Here is an 11,680-nt window from a genome sequence, read left to right on the forward strand (position 1 = left end):
CGTTCGTTGTAGCTTCCGCGCATATCCCTGACACCCGATCCCACCAAGGCCCATGAACGAACAGAACACCCCCGGCACCCGGCCTCCCAGCCACCGCGGCGATGCAAACTTCCCGGAGGAGTCACGCCGGGTCCCGGATGACGAGATCAGCCTGATCGACCTGTGGCTGGTTCTGGTGCGGCGGCGCTGGTGGCTGTTCGGCATCGCCCTGATCGTCTTCGCGCTGGGCACCACCTACGCCCTGCTGCAGAAACCGAGCCAGGCCTACACCACCACGCTGGAGTTCGCCGCCAAGGATGAGGAGCCGCTGATCTCCTCCGACGCTGTCATGGCCCGCCTGGAGCGGGTGGTGCTGCCGGAGCTTAAAAGGCGGTTTGAGGCGGAGCACGAGGTGGGGGCACCGTCCATCGAGCTGACCCACGTTGAAGGCTCACGGCTGCTAATCCTGGAGAGCAGTGTCAGCGAGGATCGCCTGCCCCGGGTAGAGGCCCTCCACGGCGCGGTCCGGGACTGGTTCCTATCAAGCCAGGACTCTGCTTACGACCGGAACCGCTCCCGCTTTGAGCGTGACCTCGAGCAAGTGGAGGAGCGCCTGGCGTCGGAGGTTTCGGGGATCGAAGAGGATCTCGCTGCGACCCGCGATGAGCTGGAACGCGCCCGCGCCGAACGTGAGCGGCTGCAGGAGGCGCGGGGCCGTCTGCAGGAGGATCTGGAAGACGAGAACCTTGCGGAACAGTCCGAGGATTTGCTGCGTATCCGACTGGAAGCGGTGCGCGAGGACCTCTCGATGGCCAATTCGGAAGTGCGCGAGCTACAGCGGGTCATTAGCGAACTGCGCACGGAACGCCGGGAGACGGTCCAGGAGCTGAGCATCGACAAGGCGGAACTTGAGGATAGGCTGGCCGACCTCCAGGCCCCTGACGCGCCTGCCACCGCTGCGGAAGGCGATATTCAGGACGCGGGCGCCAGCCTGATCATGGCCCTGTCCGCGGTACTCGGCGGCATGCTGGGGATCTTCGGCGCCTTCTTCCGGGAGTTCCTGGCCCACGCACACCAGGCGGCTGCCCGGACAGGACTGGAAGGCGAATAGGCGGCTGGCGCCGGCTCCTCTCCGCGCGCCAGCCTACTGCCGGCCCGGCGCTGACGCCGAGCCGGCAGCCAGGGCGAGCTGTGAGGCAGTCACGCCGGCGCGAAGACGTCGCACCAACCGTCGCCGTTGACCAGGACGTCGGCGAAATCCGGGTGGGAGCATTCGCCGTAACCGTCCTCGACCTCCCCCTCCCAGAACCGACAGTCGGCGCACCGCTGCCCGGACTCGTAACGGGCGTGGTCCTCCGCATCTGCCGCATCGCTCACATAGTCGTGGGCGTGGCCATCGTCGGCCTGCGGCATGGCGGTGGCCGTGCGCTGGTGAACCAGCGCACTCAGCGGGATGGCGGCGGCCGCCAGCGTCGTGGCCTGCAGCAGCCTGCGGCGGTTGGGATCGATGGTGTCATCCATCTTCTTCTCCTCCATGGCACTTCCTCCCCGTTGTGTCGCAGTGCGCCCGCGCCCAGTCAGGCCGGTCAGAAGGTGTACCCCACCGAGCCGACCACCATGTGGGCCGTGTAGTCGTAGTTGTCGCGGCCCATGAGCACATAGTCGCCCATCTCATCTACCGGTCCCGGCCCAAAGCCCAGGGCCCAGTCGTCCTCCTCGAAGCGCTGGCCCAGGTAGGCCAGGCGATAGTGGAACTGCTCCGAGGCCCGGTACTTGCCGTAGAGTTCCAGCTGTGTGAGCCGGGTGGTCAGCGTCGGGTAGTCGGTGTCCTGGGCGCGATCGAAACCGATGTCGACATCGGTGCTGGCGTAGAGCACCTCCGCACCCAGGGACCAGCGCTCGTCCTCGGTGACGGTGGCCTCCGTCCCCAGCCCGACGGTCAGCGTCTCCTCGTCCTGGAGCAGGCTGCGCTGCTCGCCGGCGAGCTGCCGCTCCCCGTCGTCCCAGGTGACGAAGCCGTAACCGGTCCACTGCTCGGTGGGGAAATAGTCCAGGGACAATGTGTAGGAAGCGCGGTTGCGCTCCTGCAGCCCCATATCCGAGTCGGTGAAGTCGTCCTCGCTGTAGGTCAACTCCGCGCCCAGGGCCAGCTCGGGGATCACGCTGTAGGTGCCGCTGACACCCAACTGGGTCTGTTCCAACTCGGCCAGGTGGTAGACCTCCGCGGGCAGGATGGTGCCTGCCTCGGACGCCGGACCGACGTACTCGGCACCTTCGCGGTAGAGCCTGCTGGCGAACACGGTCCCCTCCAGCTGGGGGGTGATCCGGCTGCGAAGCCGCGTGCGGAAGGTATCGTCCCGGGTGCTGCCGTCGGTGAAGTCGCGGTCGGTGTAGCGGTGCTCGTAACCCAGGACCAGGTTGGAGCGCGCCGGCAGGCGGATATCGGCGTCAACGTCGGCGATGTGCCGCGTCCAGCCGTGAGGCCGCGTCCGGTCTTCCAGATCATCCTCCGTGAAGTACTGCGGCGTGCGGTTGTCCCGGTCGTCGTAGCGGTAGCTGCCGCGGACCTGCAGACGCGGATGGAAACGGTGGATCCCGCGCAGGGTAGCCCGAGTCGTGTCGATGCGCCCATCCAGCGAAGAGGGTAGGTCGTCGTCATCTTCAACGAAGCGTTCATCCTGCAGCGCGCGGCCCAGCTGCAGGTCGGCGCTGACGTTCGTCCCCGGCTGGATGGCGTAGGCGCCGGAGGCGAAGACCTGGTGGTAGAGGTTGTCGGGCTCGCGGAACACCTCACCGAACTCGCCGGGATCGTCCGGATCCTCCACGGTCAGGCGTTCGTCCGCCAGCTGCTGGAAGCTAGAGAGGTGGTAACCAACGCGCCCCTGAAACTGATCTCCGGTGTACTCCAGTCCCAAGGTGTACTGATCAGTCCGTTGATCAATGGGGACCGGTATCTCTACCCGCTCGGACACATTCACCCGCCCGTACCGATACCCATCCGTCTCCTCCCGGCTGAACGAAAAGTTCACCTTCCACTCGTCGTCCAGGTGGCGCAGGGCATCAAAGGCTAAGCGCTCGCGGTGGCGCTCCACCTTCCAGTCGCGCAGCCGTTCCGGGCTGTCCTCGAAATCCTGGTTGCTTTGCCAGCCCTCCGGCAGCGAGAGCCGGTCGGTGCCGTCGCTGCGCAGGGGGCTCTGCACGTCGCGGTCGTAGAAGCGCGGGCGTTCGTCGTACTCCAGGGAGAGCCCGTAGGTCCCCTGGACGCCGTAGCGGCCGCGCAGGCGGCGGGAGTCGAGCCCGAGGTCCCGCCCCTCCAGACGGCCGTATCGGGCGTCGTCATCGCCCTCGCCGCGGTAGCGCAGGTCGAGGTGGGCCTCCGGGTAGAAACCCTCGTCCACCGGCCCGGTATAGCGGCGGAAGTGGTAGTTGTCCTCGCTCAGGTAACCAACCCCCAGCCACAGCTGCGAGCTGGCCGGGCCGACGAAGGTGGCCGATGACTCCGGCGTGCCCGCGCCAGCGGCGGCGGGCAACCCGAGGGCCGTCAGCACCAGGGCGCTGCTCAGGGCGCGCTGCTTGGTCATGATTCCTTCCTCCTTATGCTGTTGCGCCGCCCGGCGTCACGGCCGGAAACTGTCGCCGCCCGGGTGGTTGGAACCGTGGATGTCCGAGTGGCAGTTCAGACAGCCGCGGCCGAGGAACTCCGCCCCGTCCGCCCAAGGACCGCTGGTGTCGAAGTCATGTGGATCCATGCCGGGATGTCCGGCCGGACCGGAGGCGTGCATGTGACACGACTGACACAGCTGCGTCGGGCGCGCCTCGAGCAGATTGGGATGCACTGAGCCGTGGGGGTCGTGGCAGTTGGTGCAGTCCTCGCGGACCGGCATGTGCTCCCACAGGAAGGGGCCGCGGTACTCGGCGTGGCAGTTGTAGCAGGTCTCGTTGACCTGGCCCTCGCGCAGGAGGCTCTCGCCGCCGGTGCCGTGGGGGTTGTGGCAATTGGTGCAGGTCACCTGCCCCTCCTCCACCGGGTGGTGGTGGGGGCGGTTGAAGTCGACGCGGCGCTCCTGGTGGCAGCTGGCGCACAGCTGCAGCTCATTCTCGGTGTGCAGCAGGCGTTCGTTCTCGCCGTGCATGTTGTGGCAGTCGACGCAGGCCATGTCCTGGAACTCGTGGGCGCCGCCGTGCCAGTGCATGCGATCACCGCCGCTGTGGCAGTCCAGGCAGGTCTGGTTGGCCTCATCGGTGCTGATGTCCTCACCGATCTGGTAGAAGTGCTCCCAGCCGTCGCCGTGGCACTGGTAGCAGTAGTTGCCGTCTTCCGGCGTCTGTCCCGCCGGGGTGCGCGGGTCCGAGGCGACGGCGTGAGGGGTCTCCTCCATGCGACCGATGTGCGCGCGCAGGTCATCGACCCGGCGCTCGGCCATCACCGGCGAGAGGCCACGCACCTCCTCGACAAACTCTTCGATCTCTTCGGGGTCGAGGTCTTGAGCCGGGGCCGTGGCGGCGAACAGCAGCAGTGCGAAGAGGGCCGCGACGCCGCCGGCCGAGATCGCAAGCCGGTTGAGTGGTTGTCTGAACAAGGCACCCTCCTCCCCTTCGGTGCAGGTTTGATCGTTATCAAACCTGCACTTAGCAAAAGGCAGGCCAGGTCAAACGGGCCGCGATCAAAGCCCCGCGATTCCGGGAGTTCAGCGGGAGGCCGGGGTTGCGGACGGGGGTCGGCGGGGCCTGCCAGCGGTCAACGGCTGCGCAGCCTGGTCGCAGCCTGCGCAGCGTCCCCCCGGTGGTCGGCGGCTCGCCCTTGTGCCATGGTGACTGGGTTGATTAATGTCAAATTATAAAAAGCAGGGCACGCTGCGCCCACCAGGGCCAGACACGCCCTGCCGGGCGCCGGGAGGAGAGGCATGCGCGGATGCGTTTTGGTCGTGGATGACCACCGGGAGATCGTCTACGCCGTCCGGCGGCTGCTGGAAAGCCGCGGCCTAGAGGTGATCAGCGCCGCCTCGGCCGCCGAGGCCGAGCCGCTGGTCGCGCGGGCGGACGCGCTGATCCTCGACATCCAGCTGGAGCAGGACAACGGCCTGGCGCTGCTCCAGCGCCTGCGCAGCGCCGGGAACGAGACCCCGGCGCTGGTGCTGTCGGCCCACACCTTTCCGGACAACGTGGTGGAGGCCAGCAAGCGCGGCGCGCTGCAGATCCTCGCCAAGCCCATCGAGGCGGAGGCCCTGGTGGCGGCGGTGGAGGAGGCCCTGAGCCAGACCCCATCCGGTACCGAGACCTCCGGGCTGAGCGCCGAGGCCCACGAGGTGCTCGGTACCTCGGCGGCGATGATGGAGGTCTTCAAGGCGTTGGGGGTGGCCGCGGCCAACGACCTCAACGTCCTGCTCACCGGCGAGACCGGTGTCGGCAAGGAGGTCTCGGCGGAACTCATCCACCGCCACTCCCACCGCGCGGACGGGCCGTTCGTGGCCATCAACTGCACCGCCATGCCGGAGAGCCTGCTCGAGGCGGAGCTCTTCGGTCACGCCAGCGGCGCCTTTACCGGCGCCAACCGGGCCGCCGAGGGCAAGGTGGAGGCAGCCACCGGCGGCACCCTGTTCCTGGACGAGATCGGCGACATGCCGCTGGCCTTCCAGGCCAAGCTGCTGCGCTTTCTGGAAGACAAACGCTTCTACCGCCTGGGGGAGTCGACCCCGCGCCAGGCCGATGTGCGGGTGATCGCCGCCACCAACCGCCAGCTCCTCGGCGCGGACGCGGGTCAGTTCCGCAGCGACCTCTACTACCGCCTGGCGCAGATCCCGGTACACATCCCGCCGCTGCGCGAGCGACTTGAGGACGTCCCGTCGCTGATCGAGGCCTTCATCCAGTCGGCCAATCAGGAGATGGACCTGGATATCCACGGCATCACCCCGGCGGTGCGCCGCCAGGCCCAGGAGCACGGCTGGCCGGGCAACGTCCGCGAGCTCAAGAACGCCGTCTACCGGGCCGCGGCCAAGCGGCAACGCGGGCTGATCGACAGCCTGGAACTCGCCACCGGACAGGGCGAGCCGACCGGCGACGGCGACTTCGAGGCGGCGCTGGACGGCGCGCTCGACCGCGCGCTCCACCAAGGCGAGCTGCCGGAGCTGCTCAACGAGATCGAGCGCCGTGCCGTGCAGCGGGCGCTGAAGCATTACAACGGCAACAAGAGCCGGGTGGCCGAGGCCCTGAACGTCTCGCGCAACACGCTCCGGGCGCGGTTGCAGGCCATGGAGGAACCGACGGAGTGAGGTGCTGGCTGCCGCGCAACATGGCGGTACGCCTGGGTGCCACCTTCCTGCTGGTGACCCTGCTGGTGGCCCTGCCACTGACACTCTGGTTCGACCACTACGCCCGGGGCATGATCGAGGCCGCCGTCGAGCGGGCCGTCGAGGGGGCGGACGCGCGCATGATCCTCGACGCCGCGGTGGTCTCCGAGGCCTTCGACCGGGTGCGCGGCCTGGCAATTCTGGTGGTCGGCCTGAGTGCGCTGCTGGCCGCCGGCATCGGCGCCCTCATCGCGGCGCGCTGGCGGGCACGGATGCGCGGTATCGTCGAGCAGGGCCACCGCCGCGCACGGCGCGCCCAGGGCGGTGGCGAGCAGCCGGCGCCCTGCCCGGGCAGCCCCCGCCCCAGGCCGGGCGAGGACGAGCTCGACACCGTCGAGCGGCAGCTGCTCAACACCGTGGACCAGCTGGGGCGTTCGCAGTGGCTGCTCGACAGTGTCGAGGACATGGTCATGTTGGTCGATGCCCACGGCACCATCCGCCACGGCAACGCGGCCATCGGCACGCGCTGCGCCAGCTGCCCGGTCGCCGACTGCCAGGGCGCCAGCGTGCCGGACATCCTCGGCAACGGGCTATGGCTGCGCATCCGCAACGGCATCGAGCGCAGCGGGTCCGGCACCTTCGAGCAGGAGCTCCCGTTCGAGGGGCGACATTGCCCCGCCCTGGTCTCCTACCGGGTGTTGGGTGAGCTGATCCTGATCAAGATCACCGACCTGAGCGAATACCGCAGGCTCCACGAGCATCTGGAGAAGCTCCAGGCCCTATCCACGCTGGGGGAAATGGCCACCGAGCTGGCCCACGACATCAAGAACAGCATCGTGCCGGTGCGCCTGCTCTGCGAGGTCGCCCCGCTGGAGACGGAAGACCGGGAGGCGATCTTCCGCTCGCTGGATCACATCCACGAGCTGGTCAACGATTTCATGGCATTCGGCTGCGGGCGCAGCAGCGAGCGGCGCAGCGGCGCGCTAACCGAGATCCTGCAGAGCTGGACGACGGTGCTGCGCAACGAGGCCCAGGCCAAGGGTGTGAACCTGAGCGCGGAGATCGCCGACGCCCCGGTGGAGCTGCCCGGGGGCTTTCGCATCGTCTACGCCAATCTGGTGCGCAACGCCGTCCAGGCCGTGCCCGCCGGCGGCCGGGTGCAGGTGGATGCCCGTGTGGATGAGCGCGGCACGCTGGTTCTGGAGGTGACGGACGACGGCCCGGGCATCCCACCGTCGCTGCGCGAGCGGCTGTTCGAGCCCTTTGCCACCAGCCGCACCGACGGCACCGGGCTGGGGCTGGCGCTGGTTCGGCGCTACGTGGAGGAAGCCGGCGGCGAGGTCGCCTGCGACTCGACGCCCGGAGCCGGGACCACATTCACGGTGCACTGGCCAGGGGCCGGCGAAGCACCGGGCCGCTCACCGACCCCGTACCCAGGCCAGGCCTCGCCCGCCTGATCGCGGCGCCTGCGGTTGCACGGGCCACTTGCCGCGCATAGGCTCGGGGTCCACCCGGAACGCCCCACGGCCCATCCACCGTGCCACTGCCACGAGCGCCAGCCCATGAGGATGCACCCGCCCCTATCCGCCACCCCGATGCCGGTCCCCGGGGCGCCGCAGCGGACCGAAGAGGCAGCCTGCTCATGAGGGGGTGGCGGCCAGCCGTCTGGGTCTGCTTGCTCGTGGCCTGCGGCCCGGCCGGCGCCGGGGATGAGCGATCCTACGGCGGCGTGCTGGACGACGGCTGGCGGGTGGCGGTGGCCACCGGCACACTCGAGGTGGCCGACGGCACAGAGACCGGCACCGCGCACACCCTGGCCCTGGCCAATGGCGCCCACGTGATCAACGACCGCGGGCGGTACTGGGACTTCGAGGTCGGCCTGGCCTACACGCAGACGGCCTCGCATCCGGAGGGCGCCGGCGGGGCGTCGGTGCAGGCCAACCAGACCGACATCTACTACCAGGCGCGGCGACTGCTCGGTGAGTCGCCCTGGTTCCTCGGCTGGCACGTGGCACTGACGCGCACCAGCATCCAGCCGGCAGACGACGCCTCAGACCGCGACCTGGGCTTTACCGCCGGCGTCATCGCCGGCTACCGCGGCCCGGGCCGGTTGGGTGTACAGGTCGAGGGCCTGCTCACCGACCCGGAGCCCGACGGTCTGTCGCTGGGCTACGAGACACGGCAACTGCGCGGCGGCATCGTCCTCCGCTTCTAGAAGATGTCGCCTCCGGGCGACACGCCGGTCACAACCCAATTCAGCAGGTTACGGCACTACCCCACCTTGCGGTGTCGCCCTCAGACGACATCCGACCGCTGCACGCGGTGGGCCAGACCCACCCACGAAGCGCGCAGGTCACTGATCGGACGGGGTTTTGGTCATGTTGGCACGCACCGTGCTTGGTGAGTGGGCGAGTGATCGAGGTTGATCACGACGGGCAACCCAAGCAATCCAAAGCGGAGGTCACGTATGCAACACAAGCACTGGATCGCCGGTCTCCTGGCCCTGATGGTCGGTATGGGTTCCACCGCCGCCATGGCGTTCGACACCGAGGGCGAGGCAGACGACCAGTGGGAGGAGCCGGCTGACGACGGCTTCGAGGATGACGGCTTCGACGACGACGGCCTCGAGTTCGAGGAGCAGGACGACGAGATCGATCCCTGGGACGAGGATGCCGACGACGCCGATGCCGGCGATGAGGAGCTTGACTGGTAAAGGCTCCGTGTAACCCCTATCGGGCTCTCTATGGGGAGGCCCCATCCAGGAGGGATGGGGCCTCCTTTTTTATGGACGGCGGCACGACCGGTCAAAAAAAACCCCGGACCCTGGGGGGAGGATCCGGGGCAACAGCCAACCCGGCCTTGGGGGGAACCGGGTTGTGTGCGCCACGCTAGAGAGGAGGTTGTGGACCGCACATCAGCGACGCTCACTAGGTGCGACCATCCGTCACGCCGAAGAGTTCCCCACCGCGAACCACGCATCGAGGACCTCCGTCAGCTCATCGATCCCCTCGCCCTTGAGCGCCGAGAACAGCTGCACGCTCGGCAGCGTGACGCCGGCCTCGGCAGCGGCCTGGCGCACCGCCTGCAAGCGGTTGCGGGCGGCGCCGCGCTTGAGCTTGTCCGCCTTGGTCAGCACCCCGTGGAGCACCAGCCCGGCATCGGCGCACCAGCGCAGCATCTGCAGGTCCAGCTCGGTGGGCGCGTGGCGGACATCCATGATCACCACCACGCCGTAGAGCGCCTGGCGGTTGCGCAGGTACTCGGGCAGGGCCTGCTCCCAGCGCCGCTTCACCGCCTGGGGCACCTTGGCGTAGCCGTAGCCGGGCAGGTCGATGAGTCGGCGGGTCTCGTCGAGGTCGAAGCAGTTGATCGTCTGCGTCCGCCCCGGGGTGCCGCTGGTCCGCGCCAGCTTGCGCTGGCCGGTCAGGGCGTTGAGCACGCTCGATTTGCCCACGTTGGAGCGCCCGGCGAAGGCCACCTCGATCCCCTCGTCCGGCCCGAGGTCCGCCGGGGTGGGCGCGCTGAGCCGGAATTGCGCCCGCCGGTAGATACGGTCTGCTGTCATGCCTGCCTCTTGTGTCACGATTCGGTCCTTTCATGGTTTCATAGGCAGCGCGAATCGTCGCCGGTCTGCGCGTGGCCGGACAAATTGACGCTTGCGGACGCTGCTGCTATAAGTGGCAGCGTTCTGCGTCCAAGGTACGCACAAGGAAAGCCCACTCCATTAGCGGAGCGAACACAAGTCATGCACAAGCGCACCCTGACCGGCTTTACGGTCGCCGCCCTCGCGCTCGGCGCGACCACCGCCCAGGCCGAGGTCGACCTGGATGCGGGCGAGCAGCTGAACAACGAGGTCTGTCTGGCCTGCCACGGTGTCACCGGTGTCAGCGATGTCCCCGAGTGGCCCAGCCACGCCGGGCAGCACAAGGACTACATCGTCTACCATCTGGAGCTTTTCCGGGACGAGAACCGCTGGGATCCGGAGTTCCTGATGACACCCAACGCCACCGAGCTCTCGGATGAGGACATCCGCAACGTGGCGGCCTGGCTCGAGAAGCAGGACCCGCCGCCGGCACAGGACGTGGACGAGGAGCTGGCCGAGCAGGGCCGTGAGATCTACCACAGCGGCATCGGCGAGCGGAACGTGCCCTCCTGCGCCTCCTGCCACGGGCCCAACGGCGAGGGCATCAAGGGTGGCCAGTTCGCCGCGGTGGCCGGTCAGCAGGAGGTTTACCTCAACGATGCGCTGACCGCGTTCAAGAATGAGGACCGCGCCAGCGACCGCAACCGCATGATGCGCGACACGGCCGGTCGCATGACCGAGGAGGACATCGAGGCCGTCTCCGCCTACATGGCGAGCATGACGCTCCTCGACGACGACGACGAGTGATCGCAACGCCTCGCTGTCCCGACCAGGTCACGGATAAGCCCGCCTCTCCCCCGCATCCGCGGGGGTAGGCGGGTTTTTTTATACCCGGCAGGAACGACGCCACTCCGTCGCCCGAGGCTTCGGCACCCATGACCAACATCTCCTACCGTCTGCGCGAGGGCGTCTACGCCACCCTCCACCCGACGCTCTCGCCCGAGGCGCCGGCCACCATCCGGGTGGTCAGCTACAATATCCAGAACGCCATCGCCACCTCGCGCTACCACCACTACTTCACGCGGGGCTGGAAGCACGTGCTGCCCGACCGGCAGCGGCAGATGAACCTCGAGCGCATCGGCGGCTGGATCGAGCCCTACGACCTGGTCGGGCTGCAGGAGGTGGACGCCGGCAGCTTCCGCACGGGCTTCATGAACCAGGTGGAGCACCTGGCCTACAAGGCGGATTTCCCCTACTGGTACATCCAGACCAACCGCAACATGGGTCGCCTGGCACAGCAGAGCAACGGCCTGCTGGCCCGCTACCGCCCGGCGGAGATCCGTGAGCACCGCCTGCCCGGGCTGATCCCCGGGCGCGGGGCACTGCAGATCCGTTTCGGCGCGGGCAGCGAGGCGCTGAATGTCATCCAGGTGCACATGGCCCTGGGCCGGCGGACCCGGATCCGGCAGATGGACTTCCTGGCCGAGCTGGTCAACGCCCACCGGCACGTGATCGTCATGGGCGACCTGAACTGCCGGACGGACAGCCCGGAGCTCGACCGCCTGGGGCGGCGCACCGACCTCTCCGAGCCCATCCACGGGCTGCACACCTTCCCCAGCTGGCGCCCGCGCCACAACATCGATCACATCCTGATCAGCTCCACGCTCCGGGTGCAGCGGGCCCGCGTGCTGGAATATCCCCTCTCGGACCACCTGCCCATCGCCATGGAGCTGGGCCTGCCCGAGGCAGTCCGGCTGCCTGCGGCATAACGCGCAGGGGTTTGTTGCCGCCCGCGGAACTGTATTACGCTCCCGCGTCAAGTTCCGACGGG

The 11,680-nt window shown here is 68.4% G+C and carries 11 protein-coding genes; 7 read left to right on the forward strand and 4 right to left on the reverse strand.

Annotated elements, in window-relative coordinates; genetic code table 11:
* Nucleotides 1-52: 52 nt before the first annotated feature.
* Nucleotides 53-1,090 (forward strand): Wzz/FepE/Etk N-terminal domain-containing protein, encoded by a 1,038-nt coding sequence (locus tag LRG10_RS07130; RefSeq protein ID WP_238635033.1) that lies wholly within the window; start codon nt 53-55, stop codon nt 1,088-1,090.
* 89 nt (nt 1,091-1,179) lie between these two features.
* Here LRG10_RS07130 and LRG10_RS07135 read toward each other — a convergent pair whose 3' ends face one another.
* The 3 genes from LRG10_RS07135 to LRG10_RS07145 all read right to left on the reverse strand — a co-directional run bounded on the left by LRG10_RS07135 (nt 1,180) and on the right by LRG10_RS07145 (nt 4,559).
* The gene (locus LRG10_RS07135) at nt 1,180-1,500 is read right to left on the reverse strand and encodes a high-potential iron-sulfur protein (RefSeq protein ID WP_238635059.1); all 321 of its coding nucleotides are present in this window, start codon (nt 1,498-1,500) and stop codon (nt 1,180-1,182) included.
* A gap of 65 nt (nt 1,501-1,565) precedes the next feature.
* Nucleotides 1,566-3,560: an MtrB/PioB family decaheme-associated outer membrane protein gene (locus LRG10_RS07140; protein WP_238635034.1), complete on the reverse strand. Its 1,995-nt coding sequence runs from the start codon at nt 3,558-3,560 to the stop codon at nt 1,566-1,568.
* 36 nt (nt 3,561-3,596) lie between these two features.
* Entirely contained in the window at nt 3,597-4,559 is a 963-nt protein-coding gene (locus LRG10_RS07145; protein ID WP_238635035.1) for a DmsE family decaheme c-type cytochrome, read from the reverse strand.
* 324 nt (nt 4,560-4,883) lie between these two features.
* On the opposite strand from LRG10_RS07145, the gene LRG10_RS07150 reads away from it, so the two are divergent.
* The 4 genes from LRG10_RS07150 to LRG10_RS07165 all read left to right on the forward strand — a co-directional run bounded on the left by LRG10_RS07150 (nt 4,884) and on the right by LRG10_RS07165 (nt 8,979).
* Nucleotides 4,884-6,248 carry a sigma-54 dependent transcriptional regulator gene (locus tag LRG10_RS07150; protein ID WP_238635036.1) on the forward strand — a complete coding sequence of 455 codons (1,365 nt, stop codon included), beginning with the start codon at nt 4,884-4,886 and terminating at the stop codon, nt 6,246-6,248.
* Entirely contained in the window at nt 6,245-7,723 is a 1,479-nt protein-coding gene (locus tag LRG10_RS13255; RefSeq protein WP_238635037.1) for a PAS domain-containing sensor histidine kinase, read from the forward strand. The genes LRG10_RS07150 and LRG10_RS13255 overlap by 4 nt, the downstream gene beginning before the upstream one ends.
* Nucleotides 7,724-7,908: 185 nt before the next feature.
* The gene (locus LRG10_RS07160) at nt 7,909-8,481 is read left to right on the forward strand and encodes a porin family protein (protein WP_238635038.1); all 573 of its coding nucleotides are present in this window, start codon (nt 7,909-7,911) and stop codon (nt 8,479-8,481) included.
* Nucleotides 8,482-8,733: 252 nt separating this feature from the next.
* Nucleotides 8,734-8,979, forward strand: a complete 246-nt coding sequence (locus LRG10_RS07165) for a hypothetical protein (protein ID WP_201173519.1) — start codon at nt 8,734-8,736, stop codon at nt 8,977-8,979.
* 231 nt (nt 8,980-9,210) lie between these two features.
* Here the strand turns inward: LRG10_RS07165 and yihA are convergent, their stop codons facing one another.
* Complete coding sequence (gene yihA / locus LRG10_RS07170) at nt 9,211-9,831, reverse strand: ribosome biogenesis GTP-binding protein YihA/YsxC (RefSeq protein ID WP_238635039.1); 621 nt, start codon at nt 9,829-9,831, stop codon at nt 9,211-9,213.
* Between the two features lie 180 nt (nt 9,832-10,011).
* Here yihA and LRG10_RS07175 point away from each other — a divergent pair, with 180 nt between their 5' ends.
* On the forward strand, nt 10,012-10,656 hold the full coding sequence (locus LRG10_RS07175; RefSeq protein WP_201243101.1) for a cytochrome c: 645 nt from the start codon (nt 10,012-10,014) through the stop codon (nt 10,654-10,656).
* A 128-nt stretch (nt 10,657-10,784) separates the two neighbouring features.
* A complete protein-coding gene (locus LRG10_RS07180) occupies nt 10,785-11,618 on the forward strand; it encodes an endonuclease/exonuclease/phosphatase family protein (RefSeq protein WP_201173534.1) in 834 nt (277 codons plus the stop codon).
* The last annotated feature ends 62 nt before the right edge of the window (nt 11,619-11,680 follow it).

Source organism: Halorhodospira sp. 9628, from assembly GCF_022228075.1.
Taxonomy (GTDB): domain Bacteria; phylum Pseudomonadota; class Gammaproteobacteria; order Nitrococcales; family Halorhodospiraceae; genus Halorhodospira; species Halorhodospira halophila_A.

Coding starts and splice junctions, on each gene's coding strand:
- LRG10_RS07130 (WP_238635033.1), top strand. CDS start 53: ATGAACGAACAGAACACCCCCGGCACCCGGCCTCCCAGCCACCGCGGC.
- LRG10_RS07140 (WP_238635034.1), bottom strand. CDS start 3,560: ATGACCAAGCAGCGCGCCCTGAGCAGCGCCCTGGTGCTGACGGCCCTC.
- LRG10_RS07180 (WP_201173534.1), top strand. CDS start 10,785: ATGACCAACATCTCCTACCGTCTGCGCGAGGGCGTCTACGCCACCCTC.
- LRG10_RS07165 (WP_201173519.1), top strand. CDS start 8,734: ATGCAACACAAGCACTGGATCGCCGGTCTCCTGGCCCTGATGGTCGGT.
- LRG10_RS07135 (WP_238635059.1), bottom strand. CDS start 1,500: ATGGATGACACCATCGATCCCAACCGCCGCAGGCTGCTGCAGGCCACG.
- LRG10_RS07160 (WP_238635038.1), top strand. CDS start 7,909: ATGAGGGGGTGGCGGCCAGCCGTCTGGGTCTGCTTGCTCGTGGCCTGC.
- LRG10_RS07175 (WP_201243101.1), top strand. CDS start 10,012: ATGCACAAGCGCACCCTGACCGGCTTTACGGTCGCCGCCCTCGCGCTC.
- LRG10_RS07150 (WP_238635036.1), top strand. CDS start 4,884: ATGCGCGGATGCGTTTTGGTCGTGGATGACCACCGGGAGATCGTCTAC.
- yihA (WP_238635039.1), bottom strand. CDS start 9,831: ATGACAGCAGACCGTATCTACCGGCGGGCGCAATTCCGGCTCAGCGCG.